Below are 13926 nucleotides of genomic sequence, written 5' to 3' on the forward strand. Positions count from 1 at the left end.
CCCATGAAAACACGCAATTGAATAAGTGAAACTATACAATCACAGGGTGTTTCAGGCAAATTCGGCCGCACATGTCATCGCCAACTCACAATGCCACAACCCGTTTCAAACACCCGGCGCGACGCGCATGGATGGCTTATAAATCCCGAATCCAGAATTGAAGCGGCTTTTGGGTTTCGCAATCGTCGCCTCGATCCTTCCACGAGAATTGCGCCACGACGCCAGGAAGCGGCGCATAACCCCGCGCGCGCCAGAAGGCATCCAACGGGCGGTAATGATCTGGTCGCATGGGGTGGTCGTCAGGGCGTACTACACTGCAGAAGGCGCTTTTGGTGAATCCCATCGCATGGGCGTGGGCTTCGCGCAGATCAAAGAACGTATGGCCTGCGCCCTGTCCGCGATACTCCGGCAGCAGAACCGATTCTGCGCAATAGAAGATGTCGCCCAGCGACAGGCCCGAGCCTTCGAACGCGGCCGCGAAATCGTCGGCGTGATCCGTCAAGGGCGCACCCGTCGAAGCACCTACCAAAGTATCACCGTCGAACGCTCCGACAACGATGGCCCTGGCGCTATCGACGTAAGACTGCAGGTATTTCCGCTCATACTTCAGATCGCCATCATAGAGATATGGCCAGGCGTGAAATACGTCGATCCGCAGACGCGCGACTTCATCCAACGCGTCGACCAATGTCGATCCGGTCATTGCGCGGACCTGCGAAATCTCAGCCATTCGAGACCTGTTTGGTCCAGTCCGCAAGGTTGTAGAACGTGGTCACGCGGGTGATCTTGCCGTCGTTAAGGTCAAAAAACGAACCCGCAGGCAAGCGGTAAGTCTGACCATACGCTTCTGGCAGACCTTCATCAGTTTCCAGATAGGTTCCGTTGACGATGAACTCAGCCGCGGCACGGGTACCGCCTTCGGCCTCGAAGATCACGATATCCGTCAGGTTCTCGCGGTAGCAGCGGTTCATATGCGCGCAGAAGGCGGCAAATTTCTCTTTGCCGACGCGAATCTGACCTTCGTTGACATGATGGGCCACGTCATCCGACAGGCAGGCCAACATGCCATCCACGTCACCGGCATTGAAGGCATCAAAGTAAGTTTTCACGATCGGGTTCATGGTCACTCCGTCGGTTCACCCCAGCGGTCTTTCAGATGCGCGATGATCTGATCTCGGGTTTGTCGATAATGACGTAGCTTGTCCTCGCGGGTTTCACCTAGTCCGGTAGGGTCCATAATTGGCCAATAATCGACATCGAGGTGAAAAAAACGCGTCAGTTCCAGCGCTTTTCGCTGGCTGGCGGGTGACAGGGCCACGATCAGATCAAATGAACTGAGGTCATCGCCCCATTGCTCCATTTCGTCAAAAGAACGCGAGCGGTGACGGGACAGCTCAACGCCAATCTCCTGACAGGCTGCGATGCAGAACCCATCGATCTCAAGATCGTTATGCACACCAGCGGATTGCACATAGGTGCCGGTGCCGTAAAACTTCTTCATGATGCCTTCGGCCATGGGTGACCGAACCGAATTGTGGTCGCAACAGAACAGAATGGACTGCGGCAGAGGCGTCACCCGTTAGCCTCCAAAATGAAGGACGCAGATGAGCGTAAAGAGGCGGCGGGCAGTATCAGTATCAACCTCAGCTTTGCCTTCCAGCCTTTCCTGTAACACGCGGCTGCCTTCGTTGTGGATGCCGCGCCGAGCCATATCGATCGTTTCGATCTGGCTGGGCGGCAGTGTTTTCACCGCATCGAAATAGCTCTCGCAGATCTGAAAATAGTCTTTTACGACCTGCCGGAATGGACCAAGCGACAGATGAAACTCAGCCGCCTTCTCGCTGGCTTCGGTGGCGATATCGAAAACCAGTCGCTTATCACGGATTGATAGCTGCACATGGTAGGGCCCGTCGGGGATCATCCGATCGTCGCGCGCTGGCAGCGTGAACGAGTTATCTTCAAGCAAATCATATATGGCGACCTTCCGCTCCTGCTCGATCTCCGGTGTCGGCGGGGGCAGATTTCGGTCGTCCAGTTCGATATGCGAAATACGGGTCATCTTAACGGTCACAATCCTTGCGTCTGCACAGACCTATAACAACGATTTTCATTGAGCAACGTACAGAAGCGCCATGCGTGCCAAGTCATTGCGTCACTTCAGCCATTCAGCCGATTAAGGCGCGCCGAAACGGACAGGCCATGCGCTTCGAGGCTTTCGGATTGCGCGAGCGTTTCAGCCGCCGGGCCGATGGCGCGCAAAGCTTCGGGTGTCATCTGGCTGAGCGTTGTGCGTTTGAGAAAATCCATCACGCTAAGGCCAGACGAAAAGCGCGCCGAACGCGCTGTGGGCAGCACGTGATTGGGGCCGCCGACATAATCGCCAATGGCTTCGGGCGTGTACTGGCCAAGGAAAATGGCACCGGCATGGATCGTTTGCTGGCTTAACGCCACCGGGTCGGCCACGCAGAGTTCCAGATGTTCAGGCGCGATGCGGTTGGACAGCGCGGCAGCCTCGTCCAGGTCGCGCACAGTGATTACGGCACCAAAGTCGCGCCAGCTGGCCCGGGCGATGGCGCGGCGTTGCAGGGTCTCAAGACGTTTTTCCACCGCTTGCGTCACGGCTTGACCAAATTCTGCGTCATCCGTGATCAAAATGGATTGGGCGCTTTCGTCATGCTCGGCCTGGCTGAGCAGGTCCAGCGCGATCCAGTCGGGGTCGTTGTCCTTGTCTGCAATGACCAGAATTTCCGAGGGGCCCGCGATCATGTCGATGCCGACCTTGCCGAATACACGGCGTTTCGCGGCGGCCACGAAGGCGTTGCCCGGTCCGGTGATCTTATCGACCGGCGCAATGGTTTCGGTGCCATAAGCCAGCGAGGCCACAGCTTGCGCGCCGCCGATGCGATAAATCTCATCCACGCCCGACAGTTGTGCCGCCAGCAGGACCAGCGGGTTTGCCTGACCCTCAGGTGTGGGGACGACAATGGCCAACCGGTCTACGCCCGCCACCTTCGCAGGTATTGCGTTCATCAAAACCGACGACGGGTATGAAGCCAATCCGCCCGGCACATAAAGCCCCGCAGCCGACACCGCCGACCAGCGCCAGCCGAGTGTAGCGCCTGCCTCATCGGTCCACTGATGATCCTCGGGCATCTGCTTTTCGTGATATGCACGAATGCGTTCTGCTGCCAGTTCCAACGCGGCGCGGTCCTGGGGCGTGACCTGCGCGACGGCCTCGGCGATCTCATTGGATGAAAAGGCCATGGTCTCGGGCGTCAGCTCCAGCCGGTCGAATTTCGCGGTAAGTTCGATCACCGAAGCATCACCACGGGTCCGCACATCATCGATGATCTGCGCCACAACCGCATCCACATCGGGGCTGTCCTCGCGCTTGGCGGACAACAGCGTCTGAAATGCAGTTTCGAAATCGGCGGAGGTCGTATCGAGGAAAGCGGGCATGTGAGAGACTCCGGAAGCGTTTCAACGGGTCTTATCGCCCGGGCCGGGTGGCCTCAACCCTTAGGCCGCTGGGTGCAGCGATTTGCGCATCGGGAATTGGGGGATGCCGTGCCATTCCGTCGGGTCGCCGACATCATGCCAGCCGTGCGCCAGATAGAACGAATGTGCCGTTTTGGTCGCGTGCAGATGCGCCTCAGAGGCGCCACGTGCTTGCAGTTCCTGTTCCAACCGGTGCAGCAGCGCTGCTCCGAGCCCGCGCCCTGCGTGATCGGGATCGACATAGAGCAGAGATATCTCACCCTCGCCACTTAAACCGCCAACTGCAGTAACCACTCCCACTTGCGTAGCGACCCAAAGGATTGCTCCACTATCGATCCAGTTTCGGACCGAAGCCGGATCCTTATTGGCAGACCAGCGGGAAAGGTTTTCGGGATTATCCAGATGATCCGCCCGACAGAGGTCACGGATCGATCGGATCAGAACACGGCTGATGTCGAATACATCAAACACGGTTGCCCGCCGCACCGCGATGCCGCGTGGCGGATTCGGGAAGGCCTGAGCGATGCCACGTTTATTCTTCACTCGGGGTGATGGGGCGCTTGTCCAGAAGGCGCCTTGTAGGGACGCGTCACATCCTTGAGCGTTGCATCGATGGCCTCAACCGACAGGCGGATCGCGCCGTCGCCTGCCAAGGTCAACAGGATTTGTCCCGCACCATCCTCGCTTGGCTCGAATTCGACCGAGAGCAGAGACAGGATCATGTCCTTGTCGCTGCGGTCGATGCCCTGACTCGCTACCGACAGAACCGAGCCGAACATCAAAACGGCCTGCACCCGCTCGTAGGCGCGACCGCGCCGGGCAGCGGCATCCTTGTCTTCCCAGCGAAAGCGATTGAGCAGCAGCGCAAAGCGGCGCTGGCCGGGTTGCCATGTCATCTCGGTCACCGGGAAAACCGCATCCTGCGTCAGGGTCGCAATCACCTGGAGATCATCGGCATCCTCGGCTCCAAGGTTCAGCGGTGCCTCGCGGCCATCTTTGAAACTTGCGTCTGTCATTGACCCTTAATCCGTTCGATCTTTGCGCCCACGCCTTCCAGCTTGCGCACCACATGTTCATATCCGCGGTCCAGATGATAGACCCGGCTGACAACCGTCTCACCTTCCGCCGCCATTCCAGCAAGGATCAGCGAAACCGAGGCCCTCAGGTCTGTCGCCATCACCGGAGCACCTTTCAATCGTTCGACCCCGGTTACGGTGGCCGTGCCGCCATGTACCTCGATATTCGCGCCCATGCGCACCAGTTCGGGCGCATGCATAAAGCGATTCTCGAAAATACGCTCTTCAAGCACGGACACACCTTCGGCAGTACACATCAGCGCCATCATCTGCGCCTGCAGATCGGTCGGGAAGCCGGGGAAGGGTTCGGTGACCACATCTACCGAGGTCACACGCCCGTTCTTACGAGAAACCTTCAGCCCCTTGTCGGTTTCAGAAACACTGATCCCCGCCGCATCCAGCTTGGCGGCGAAGGACTCGACCAGCGACATGCGCCCGCCCAGCAGCTCAACCTCGCCCCCGCAGATCGCCGGGGCCAGCATATAAGTGCCCAGCTCAATCCGGTCGGTCACCACCTGATGGGTCGCGCCGTGCAGACGATCGACACCCTGAATTTCGATGGTCGAGGTCCCCTCACCCGAAATCTGAGCGCCCATCTTGCGCAAGCATTCGACCAGATCGACAATCTCGGGCTCGCGCGCGGCGTTTTTCAGCACCGTGGTGCCCTTGGCCAGCGTGGCGGCCATGACGATGTTCTCGGTCGCGCCGACCGAGGCAAAGCGCATCTCATGCACAGCGCCTTTCAGCCCGCCCGACGCCTTCGCGTGCAGATAGCCATCTTTAAGCTCGATCTCGGCGCCCAGCGCCTCAAGCCCTTCGACATGCAAATCCATCGGGCGCGCGCCAATGGCACATCCACCAGGTAGCGACACCACGGCCTGCCCCAGCCGCGCCAGCAACGGCCCCAACACCAGGTTCGAAGCGCGCATTTTTCGCACGATGTCATAATCCGCCGTGTGGCTGTTCAGGTCATGGCTGGACATCGCAATGACCTGACCATCCTGCAGCGAAGACACCTCGGCCCCCAGCGACCGCAGCAGCGCCGTCATGGTCTTGATGTCACTCAAACGCGGCGCATTGGTCAACGTCAGCGGTTCTTCGCTGAGCAAGGTCGCGGGCATCAGCGTCAGACACGCATTCTTGGCCCCCGCAATGGGAATCTGCCCGTTCAGCGGGCCATTGCTCGTAACCAGAATCGAATCCATCTGCTCTTATCCCTCGTCCTTGCCGGCTTTGTCCCCGGAGGTGGCTCGCGCCTTGGCCTGAGCCTTGCGCCGCGCCATATTCGCTTTTAGCGCCGCCTTTAGACGGTCTTCGCGCGTTTCCCCGGACTTGCCGTGTTTTTTAGGTGAATTTTTGTCTGCCATTGCCTTTCTCTACAGGAGTAGAAAAAAACCGTCCAGACACCCTTGCGCCGCGTTTCGTTTGAGTCTAATCACCCGCCCACAGCGCTGCTGTAGCTCAGAGGTAGAGCACTCCCTTGGTAAGGGAGAGGTCGAGAGTTCAATTCTCTCCAGCAGCACCATCTTCACGTCCGACATAATACTTCGAATGGTGCACGAAAACGTGGCGTCTCTGCCACTGGCATTTTCATTGAATTGAGTTGAAGTTGACGCGCGCAAGCGCCTGATTACAGCGGGCGGTTGCATCACAACCGCCCGTGCCTAGGTTTATTCCGCAGGTGCTGTGGTCTGCTTTTGCCTCAGACCATCGCGATAAAGCGCCTTGGCGAGCGCTATGCACATCAGGCCCATGACCATCGTAAAGGGTAGCGCACCGATGATCATCGCATTTCGCAAGGCGTCCATCGGGTTGTTTTCACCCGCAGCGAGGATCAGAGCGCCAATCACCGCTGTCAGGATAAGGCCCCAGACGATCTTGTGCTTGTTACCGATGTTCTGATCTCCGCCAGACATGATGGTGTTCATCACCAGAATGCCCGAGTCCGCCGAGGTGACCAGGAAGGTCATGATCAGGACGACGCACATCACGGTGATGCCAGACAACAGCCCACCGGTGATCATCTCTTGCAATGTGACAAACAGCTTGGCGGTGTTCGACGCCCCGACGATGGCGCCTTCGGCGGTGCCATTCAGTTCTAGATCGATCGCGGTGCCACCCAGAATGGTCATCCACGCAAAGCAGACCAGCGCAGGGGCAAAGACACAACCGATGATGAACTCACGCACAGAGCGTCCTTTGGAAATGCGCGCCAGGAACAGGCCGACGAAAGGCGAAAACGCAATCCACCAGGCCCAGTAGAACGTGGTCCAGCCCGCTTGCCAGCCAAACTGCCGACCCGGATCACCTGCGGCGTAGACCGAAGCCAGAACAGAGTCCGGCAGCGCGGCGGCGTCGCCTTCCAGGCCAGATTTGAACCCGTCAAACGATCCCCAAGGATTGGTCGCACCGGCATAAAGCGCATCGGCAAACGGCGCTGCTTCACTCGGCAGGGCAGCATCAAACGCCGCCGCCGATTGCGGATTGAAAGCACCAAAGCTGAGCGAAATGAAGTGCTGGATGTAATCGACAAATGCAGTTGCGTAAGTCGTCATCGCGAACAGGAACGACCCAAAGACAACAAAGACCAGCAACAGGATCAGCGACAACACCAGGTTCAGGTTAGACAGGTACTTGACGCCACGACCAACACCAGAGACAGCCGAGATGATCGAAAGGCCCATGATCACAATGAGGCCAGCCAGCAGACCAACAGTGCTGGGGGCTGGTGCGTCACCGGTCAGATCCATCATCCATTCCATACCCGAAATGGCGTATAGGCCGTCGATGAACTGCGAAACCCCGTACCCGATGGTAACTGAAACACCCAAAATGGTTGCCACCACGCCCAGCACATCCACGACGTGGCCCAGGAAGCCGTTCATCAGCTTGCCGAACAGAGGTGTCAGCGCGGTGCGAATAGTCAGGGGCATGTTGCGCGTGTAGGCGTAATAGGCCAGCGACAGGCCGGTCACCACATAGATCGCCCAGGCGTGAAACCCGTAATGCAGGAAAGTGTAGCGATATCCCGACTGCAATGCGTCTTCGCTATTGCCGACGACATCGCCCGCGATGACAACCGGGTTCGATCCCCACAGCCCTAAAGGCTCAGCGGTAGCGAACACCATGAGACCGACGCCCAAGCCCGCGCCAAACATCATCGAAAACCATGAGAAATCCGAGAATTCTGGTCTTTCGCCCTCTGGGCCCATAAGCCGCTTACCGGTTTGCGGCAGCGCCGCCACGACAAACAGGAAAAAGACAAAAAAGCCGACAATAATGATATAGAAGGCGTTGAAATCTTCCAGCAGACGCGAGTTCAGGCTTCCAAGAACTCCGTTTGCATTTGCGGGCCAGACAAGCGCCCAGATAACCAGCGCGACCATGATTGACTTGCTCAGCAAGGCAATCTCAACACTGTGCCCTTCATAAAACCCGCCCGAAGATCGCTTGATCTCCAGATCGGTAAAAGGTTCCTTCATAGACATGTGTTTCCTCCCTATTCGCACGTGTCCTGATTTCCAGAAAGATCTTCATGAGCGTCCCGGAGCTTCGCCATCGAGCCCTACGTCAGCAGAGCTTCTATTTTGTCGAGGGTCGCTACACTGACAGCCACACCATCGTTCTTGGCCACCAAACGCTTTGCCTGGCGGCCGTCACCGGGCAAATGTGCGCCGTTCTGAGATCGGATCGCTTCGACAAGATCGACAATTCTGGAAGAAAATGCGTCATCCGCAGTCGCAGAAGCGTCAATTGCAATAAAGAATTGACCTGTTTTCGGAGGCCCACCGGCGGTTCCCGAAAAAGGTGAGGCGTGTATCCCAAGCGTGGCACCGGTCAGCGCTGCAGCCAAAACCTCGGTCATCAGGGCAACGCCAACCCCCTTGTACCCACCCGATGGGGCCATGGAACCCTTAAGCCCAACATTCGGGTCGGTCGTAGGGTTGCCATCTGCGTCCAACGCCCAGCCAACCGGGATTGGTTTGCTTTCGCGCGCGTGTTTCATGACCTCGCTTTTGGCGATGGTGCTGGCGCTTTGATCGATCAGTAATGCGGGTTGGCCGTCGTTTCCAGGGACCGCGATTGAAAATGGGTTGGTTCCGACCACCGGTTTGGCACCACCGGACGGCGCGATGGAGGCGGGCGCGTTGGTGAACCCAAGTCCCACAAAACCAGCCTGCGCCAGCCGGTAGGTGTGATACCCCAGAACGCCGCAGTTATAGCTGTTGCGGATCGCCAGCACCGCAACGCCTTGCGTGCGCGCCGTATTGGTCAACACCTCAAATCCCGTGTCGATCGCCGTGTGGGCGAACCCGGTCGCGGCGTCGACCGTCACTACGCCGGGGCGCGGCTGGGACAGCTGAGGGGTGGCCTGCCCATCTACCTTGCCGCACTGAACATGTTCGCAATAGATCGGGATATAGGCCAGACCATGGCTCGCCACCCCGTCCGCCTCGGTTGCGGCGGTTGCAATTGCCAATGGGCGCGCGTTTTCTTCGCTGGTGCCCGCGGACACCAATGCACGGAAAGAAATATCCTCGATTTCAGCAAGGCTAAGGGTACGGGTTTCGATCATGTCGCTCTCTCATTCAGTCATTGTCGGACAGGCCAGCGCCGGCACCCAACAGTCGGGATTCTTCGGTAGCAGGCGCGTAGGTGCGATGGGCAAATCGGTTGAGGGTGTCCCAGCAAACCGGGTCCGGGGATGCGCGGGTCACGTGCGGTCGAGGGGTGGTAAGTTGGCCGCCCAGCGTGATCTGGGTGTGATCAGAAAACGATGGCCAATCCTGCCCCGCCTCCAGACGATCGCCATCCGTTGCGGCCCTGAACAGATCGCACGTATGCGTGATCACGTTATTCTGGGCGCGTGCCGCCGAGGCTACGAAGGGCAGCAGAAAAACAGGTACTGCGAGCTTCTGAATACGTATGGGACCTGCGTGCAGCAGGTCAGACCGATCAGACAGCAAAGCGCCCGTGATGATCGGGCAAAGCACGCCTTGCCCCGCCCAAGCCGACTGCATCTCAACCGGGCGGTGATTCTTGAGCGAGGCCGCCAGACCTTGCTCCAACAATTGCGCAAGGGAATTCGTGCCATCAATCCCGTGCGCGCATAGCCAACGTGTGGCTTTGCCGACCTCTTCCGCCAGTCCCCAGGGGTATCCGGCTCCGCGCGCGGCGCGTTTGGCCGTGGCTTCGACCTCATTCAGCGATACGTTCACGGTCCAAGCTCCGGATAGACCCACAGATCGGCAGTCTTGCTGCTTAACTCTTCGGGATAAGGTGCGCCAGCATACATGCAGATACGTACCCAGCGGTCTGAACGAGGATCGAAATGCGTGGCACCAAAGAACGAGAGTTTGGCACGCAGCATGTCGATCGGCAGAACATCCGCGCTGATCGTGTTGTCGCGAATTTCGCCGTAAGGCGCGACGTGGCTCATTTGCGCGCGACGGATCGTGTGGCGGTGTTCAGGGTGTTCAAGTAGGAACTCGGCTATGGGTGCACCATCCGCCCATTCCGAAAGCGCGCTTTCGGCCAGAGCCGCGTCGCGCGCCGGGGCAAGCGGCTGTTCGTAGTCTGCAATCGGTTCGTCAAACCGCTCACCCAGCCGGGGCTCGAGCTTTTCCTCGGACACATACCAAGCGCGCGCGCAGTGTTCGGGCGCGTTCCAGTCCAGACCCATTGCCCAGCCAAAGCTGGCGCGGATCAGGTCGCGCACCGCGCCAACGGTCATCGTGCCATCAATCACATGCGCCGCACCGTTGCTGTCTGCCATACAGCTGGTCAGCCCATCGACCAGTTCACCGTAGGGTTCAAGGATCAGCGAGGCCAACAACTCCTGCCCTTCTTCGCTGAGCGTAGCCTGAGACCACAATATCAAGCGGTCCCACGGCTGATTGCCCGTCAGATCGGTCTTGTCGAGATAGTCCGATATTGCGCACAAGTCAGCATTCAGCGCCGCGAGCTTTTCGATCTGGATTGGATGCTCGGACTTCCACCACGAGATCGACAATTTGCTACGGGCGAAGATGTTGCGAAACTTGGCCGCTTCTGCCTCTGTTGCGGTCTCAATGGACCGAACCCGCGAGATCGCCTCTTCCCGGACCATGATCCAGTTGTTGAACAGGATCGGGTGATTGACGATGAAAGGTGCCATACCTAGCCCGGTCGAATTGCCTATACCCAGCCAACGCGCGATTTCCGGGCTCAACTCTGCGGTCTGGTCGCCACCCCTGGCGCGGGCCATATGTTCCACCAGATCGCGCACGAAGGTCCGCGTCAGGTAGACCGAAAGCATCTCGGCCTGAAATGGCGCGCTGACTTCGCCTCGGTCTGCAATCCTCTCACGATCTGCCGCGCCGAACTTGCCCGAGCCATACACGGCGGTTGTCCGCATCAGGTAACCGACCTTGTAAATCTGTTCGAGGTCGGGCTGCTGACCGGTGGCAAGACGATCCACGACATGTGCCCACAGACGCACCGAGCGGTTGGCCCGTGACAAGGACAGCTCGCTTTCGCTTACACGCCCGGCCTCTTGCAGAGGTACGTTTTGCGAAAGCCGCTCAATGTCTTCCGGGTCAGGAATTCCGTCAAACAACGCAAAGGTCGCGTCCCATGCCTCGGCGATCACACGATCCGAGCGTTGCTCGGGTGGCAGATCATGGGCAAACGCCACCAACGAATAAGCGCGTTCCGGACCTTGTGCAGTGTAGACCGCGTGACCGACGCCCTTTTCATCAATCTGGAAGACTGGGCGGGTGAACGTCCAGTTTTCGGCAGCCATCCGACGGGTCAATTGCCGCATGAAACTTAGACGGCATTGATGCAACGATCCTAGACGGGACAGGCGCATCACAGTCGCCGGGTCGCGGCGTGCGATATGCGGGTTTTGGTCCATCATGTGCCTTGTGGCTCAAAATTATCGGCAAAGAAGCGGTACCAGTTGCCGCCCATGATCCCCGCGACCTCGTCGGAGTTCATGCCAGTGGCGCGCAAGCCGGACTCGATGTTGCCGAAGTCGCGATTGTCCCGAAACCAGCCCGGCATTGGCGGGAAACCGGGGGCCGAGGCCGAACCCTCGCCATAGTCGATCTGTTTTGTCCAGCGCCCCACGCGCATCCATTCAACCACACTGTCGGGCTGATCTTGACACAGGTCGGTGCCAATCCCCAGATGCTGGACGCCATATGTATCTGCCGTGCGGGCGATCATCTCGCAGAAACTCTCCAACGTGCAGTCGGACTTGTCCTTCAGGTGATGAGGATAGACCGAAAAGCCCAGCATCCCACCATTTTCCGTCACCGCCCGGATCACCGCATCGCGCTTGTTGCGCAAAGCAGGTGACCATTCGTGCGGATTGGCATGGGTGATGGCAATGGGGCGCTCGGACAATTCCGCCGCTTCGATGGTCGACCGATCCGCCGAATGGCTCATATCGACAACAAGGCCCACGCGGTTCATCTCTTTGATCACCTGCTTGCCCATGCGGGTGATGCCGGTGTCTTCGGCCTCATAACAGCCGGTCGCCAGCAGCGACTGGTTGTTATAGGTCAGCTGCATGAAGCGGGCGCCAAGATCATGCAGAACCTCAACCAGACCAATATCGTCTTCGATCGGGGATGGGTTCTGAAACCCGAAGAACACAACCGTCCGCCCCGTTTCGCGCGCGATGTCGATGTCGCTGGCCCAACGGCCTTTCATGATCAGGTCCGGGTATTGCTCGAACCAGCGATTCCACTTCTCAAAGTTCAGAACGGTTTCACGGAAATTCTCATGATAAGCGATGGTGACGTGGATCGCATCCACGCCGCCTTCGCGCAGTTGGCGGAAAATCTTCTCCGACCAGTTGGCATATTGCAGCGCGTCGATACGCATCAGACGGGGCCTGCGCTGATATAGGCGGTCTTGACGGTGGTATAGAACTCTGCCGCTGCTTTGCCTTGTTCGCGCGGCCCGTACGAGCTGTCGCCGCGACCGCCAAAGGGTACGTGATAATCGGTGCCTGCCGTAGGTAGATTCACCGTCACCACACCAGTTCGCGCATTGCGGCGGAAATGGGTGGCACGGGCCAGCGATTTAGTCACGATGCCCGAGGTCAGGCCGAAATTGGTGTCGTTCACCACACTCAGCGCCTCGTCATAGCTGCCGACCTTGATCACGCTGGTCAGCGGCGCGAACATTTCCTCGCGGTTTATGCGCATGTCGTTGGTGGTGTTCAGGAACACGCCCGGCGACATGTAGAAGCCCTCATGCGGCATCTCTAGGCGCTGTCCACCGCAGGCAAGTTCGGCCCCTTCAGATTTACCCAGATCGACATAGGCGAGGTTCTCGCCTAGTTGCTGCTGGCTTACGACGGGACCCATCTGAGTGCCCTGCTCCAGCGCGTGACCAACCTTCATCGCCTGCGCACCTGCGACGAGCTTTTCGACAAAGGCATCATGGATGCCCGCGTGAACCACCAGCCGCGACGAGGCGGTGCATTTTTGACCGGTGCCGCCGAATGCACCACCCAGCGCCAGCGTCACCGCCAGATCCAGATCGGCGTCGTCCATCACGGCCAGCGCGTTTTTCGACCCCATCTCCATCTGTACCTTGGTCAGGTTCTGGATCGCCGCCGCCGCGATGCCCTTGCCGACCGGAACCGAACCGGTGAAGGAAATCGCGTTGACCTTGGGGCTTTCGACCAGACGTTGGCCAATCGAACGGCCCGAGCCCATCACCAGGCTGAACAGACCCTTGGGAATGTCCTGACGTTCGATGATCTCGGTCAGGGCCACAGCCGAGGCAGGCGTGATGTTGGCCGGTTTCCACACAACAGCGTTGCCATAGCACAGCGCGGGCGCAATCTTCCACGAAGCGGTCGCGGTGGGAAAGTTCCACGGGCTGATAATGGCGACAACACCCACCGCTTCGCGGCGCACGTCAATCTCGATGTCGGGGCGAACGGAGTCGGCGTTTTCCCCAATCTGACGAAGACATTCAGCGGCGTAGTAGGTAAAGAACTGACCCGCTCGATAGACCTCGCCCTTACCTTCGGCCAGCGGTTTGCCCTCTTCCCGGCTGAGCAACGTGCCCAGTTCCTCGGCGCGGGTCATCAGCTCGTTACCGATGGCGTTCAGAACTGCCTGCTTACGTTCCAGCCCATAGGCAGCCCATTCAGCTTGCGCGACACGTGCCTGATCCAGCGTCGCTTCAAGTTGGTCGCTGCTGGCTTGCGCGAACATACCAACCAGGTCAGTCAGATCAGAAGGGTTGCGGTTTTCGATTTCGCTTTCGCCTGCCAGCCATTCGCCAGCGATCAGGTTCAGTTTGGTCACAATGCGCCCCAGAGTCAGAATTCGTTTGTCACAGG

General features: G+C 58.8%; 15 protein-coding genes and 1 tRNA gene. 1 reads left to right on the forward strand and 15 read right to left on the reverse strand.

Features of this window, described 5'->3' with window-relative positions:
• Window positions 1–136: 136 nt before the first annotated feature.
• The 9 genes from ACR0I1_RS17450 to ACR0I1_RS17490 all read right to left on the reverse strand — a co-directional run bounded on the left by ACR0I1_RS17450 (window position 137) and on the right by ACR0I1_RS17490 (window position 5941).
• Window positions 137–730, reverse strand: coding sequence for a GNAT family N-acetyltransferase (locus tag ACR0I1_RS17450; RefSeq protein WP_170648417.1), 594 nt, complete (start codon window positions 728–730; stop codon window positions 137–139).
• Window positions 723–1121: a ketosteroid isomerase-related protein gene (locus tag ACR0I1_RS17455; RefSeq protein WP_480707409.1), complete on the reverse strand. Its 399-nt coding sequence runs from the start codon at window positions 1119–1121 to the stop codon at window positions 723–725. Before ACR0I1_RS17455 ends, ACR0I1_RS17450 begins: the two co-directional genes overlap by 8 nt.
• Window positions 1122–1123: 2 nt before the next feature.
• Entirely contained in the window at window positions 1124–1576 is a 453-nt protein-coding gene (locus ACR0I1_RS17460; protein ID WP_170398460.1) for an arsenate-mycothiol transferase ArsC, read from the reverse strand.
• A gap of 3 nt (window positions 1577–1579) precedes the next feature.
• Window positions 1580–2059 carry a UPF0262 family protein gene (locus ACR0I1_RS17465; protein ID WP_170398457.1) on the reverse strand — a complete coding sequence of 160 codons (480 nt, stop codon included), beginning with the start codon at window positions 2057–2059 and terminating at the stop codon, window positions 1580–1582.
• A gap of 98 nt (window positions 2060–2157) precedes the next feature.
• Window positions 2158–3459 carry a histidinol dehydrogenase gene (gene hisD, locus ACR0I1_RS17470; RefSeq protein WP_480707410.1) on the reverse strand — a complete coding sequence of 434 codons (1302 nt, stop codon included), beginning with the start codon at window positions 3457–3459 and terminating at the stop codon, window positions 2158–2160.
• 60 nt (window positions 3460–3519) lie between these two features.
• A complete protein-coding gene (locus ACR0I1_RS17475) occupies window positions 3520–4041 on the reverse strand; it encodes a GNAT family N-acetyltransferase (protein WP_480707411.1) in 522 nt (173 codons plus the stop codon).
• Entirely contained in the window at window positions 4038–4514 is a 477-nt protein-coding gene (locus ACR0I1_RS17480; protein WP_170408222.1) for a DUF2948 family protein, read from the reverse strand. Before ACR0I1_RS17480 ends, ACR0I1_RS17475 begins: the two co-directional genes overlap by 4 nt.
• Window positions 4511–5779: a UDP-N-acetylglucosamine 1-carboxyvinyltransferase gene (murA, locus tag ACR0I1_RS17485; RefSeq protein ID WP_480707412.1), complete on the reverse strand. Its 1269-nt coding sequence runs from the start codon at window positions 5777–5779 to the stop codon at window positions 4511–4513. Before murA ends, ACR0I1_RS17480 begins: the two co-directional genes overlap by 4 nt.
• A 6-nt stretch (window positions 5780–5785) precedes the next feature.
• A complete protein-coding gene (locus tag ACR0I1_RS17490; RefSeq protein WP_170425679.1) occupies window positions 5786–5941 on the reverse strand; it encodes a hypothetical protein in 156 nt (51 codons plus the stop codon).
• An 83-nt stretch (window positions 5942–6024) separates the two neighbouring features.
• Between ACR0I1_RS17490 and ACR0I1_RS17495 the strand changes: the two genes are divergently transcribed.
• Window positions 6025–6099: transfer RNA gene (locus tag ACR0I1_RS17495), tRNA-Thr, on the forward strand.
• 145 nt (window positions 6100–6244) lie between these two features.
• Here ACR0I1_RS17495 and ACR0I1_RS17500 read toward each other — a convergent pair.
• The 6 genes from ACR0I1_RS17500 to ACR0I1_RS17525 all read right to left on the reverse strand — a co-directional run bounded on the left by ACR0I1_RS17500 (window position 6245) and on the right by ACR0I1_RS17525 (window position 13891).
• A complete protein-coding gene (locus tag ACR0I1_RS17500) occupies window positions 6245–8062 on the reverse strand; it encodes a BCCT family transporter (RefSeq protein WP_480707413.1) in 1818 nt (605 codons plus the stop codon).
• A gap of 77 nt (window positions 8063–8139) precedes the next feature.
• Window positions 8140–9150: an Ldh family oxidoreductase gene (locus ACR0I1_RS17505; protein ID WP_170514566.1), complete on the reverse strand. Its 1011-nt coding sequence runs from the start codon at window positions 9148–9150 to the stop codon at window positions 8140–8142.
• Window positions 9151–9163: 13 nt separating this feature from the next.
• On the reverse strand, window positions 9164–9793 hold the full coding sequence (locus ACR0I1_RS17510) for a DUF3726 domain-containing protein (RefSeq protein ID WP_170514563.1): 630 nt from the start codon (window positions 9791–9793) through the stop codon (window positions 9164–9166).
• The gene (locus ACR0I1_RS17515; RefSeq protein WP_480707488.1) at window positions 9790–11472 is read right to left on the reverse strand and encodes a hypothetical protein; all 1683 of its coding nucleotides are present in this window, start codon (window positions 11470–11472) and stop codon (window positions 9790–9792) included. The genes ACR0I1_RS17510 and ACR0I1_RS17515 overlap by 4 nt, the downstream gene beginning before the upstream one ends.
• On the reverse strand, window positions 11472–12449 hold the full coding sequence (locus ACR0I1_RS17520; protein ID WP_480707414.1) for a membrane dipeptidase: 978 nt from the start codon (window positions 12447–12449) through the stop codon (window positions 11472–11474). Before ACR0I1_RS17520 ends, ACR0I1_RS17515 begins: the two co-directional genes overlap by 1 nt.
• The gene (locus ACR0I1_RS17525) at window positions 12449–13891 is read right to left on the reverse strand and encodes an aldehyde dehydrogenase family protein (protein WP_480707415.1); all 1443 of its coding nucleotides are present in this window, start codon (window positions 13889–13891) and stop codon (window positions 12449–12451) included. Before ACR0I1_RS17525 ends, ACR0I1_RS17520 begins: the two co-directional genes overlap by 1 nt.
• Window positions 13892–13926: the final 35 nt, after the last annotated feature.

The sequence above is a fragment of the Ruegeria sp. B11 genome, from assembly GCF_056539785.1.

Coding starts and splice junctions, on each gene's coding strand:
- ACR0I1_RS17480 (WP_170408222.1), bottom strand. CDS start 4,514: ATGACAGACGCAAGTTTCAAAGATGGCCGCGAGGCACCGCTGAACCTT.
- ACR0I1_RS17500 (WP_480707413.1), bottom strand. CDS start 8,062: ATGTCTATGAAGGAACCTTTTACCGATCTGGAGATCAAGCGATCTTCG.
- ACR0I1_RS17520 (WP_480707414.1), bottom strand. CDS start 12,449: ATGCGTATCGACGCGCTGCAATATGCCAACTGGTCGGAGAAGATTTTC.
- hisD (WP_480707410.1), bottom strand. CDS start 3,459: ATGCCCGCTTTCCTCGATACGACCTCCGCCGATTTCGAAACTGCATTT.
- ACR0I1_RS17505 (WP_170514566.1), bottom strand. CDS start 9,150: ATGATCGAAACCCGTACCCTTAGCCTTGCTGAAATCGAGGATATTTCT.
- ACR0I1_RS17515 (WP_480707488.1), bottom strand. CDS start 11,472: ATGGACCAAAACCCGCATATCGCACGCCGCGACCCGGCGACTGTGATG.
- murA (WP_480707412.1), bottom strand. CDS start 5,779: ATGGATTCGATTCTGGTTACGAGCAATGGCCCGCTGAACGGGCAGATT.
- ACR0I1_RS17490 (WP_170425679.1), bottom strand. CDS start 5,941: ATGGCAGACAAAAATTCACCTAAAAAACACGGCAAGTCCGGGGAAACG.
- ACR0I1_RS17450 (WP_170648417.1), bottom strand. CDS start 730: ATGGCTGAGATTTCGCAGGTCCGCGCAATGACCGGATCGACATTGGTC.
- ACR0I1_RS17465 (WP_170398457.1), bottom strand. CDS start 2,059: ATGACCCGTATTTCGCATATCGAACTGGACGACCGAAATCTGCCCCCG.
- ACR0I1_RS17455 (WP_480707409.1), bottom strand. CDS start 1,121: ATGAACCCGATCGTGAAAACTTACTTTGATGCCTTCAATGCCGGTGAC.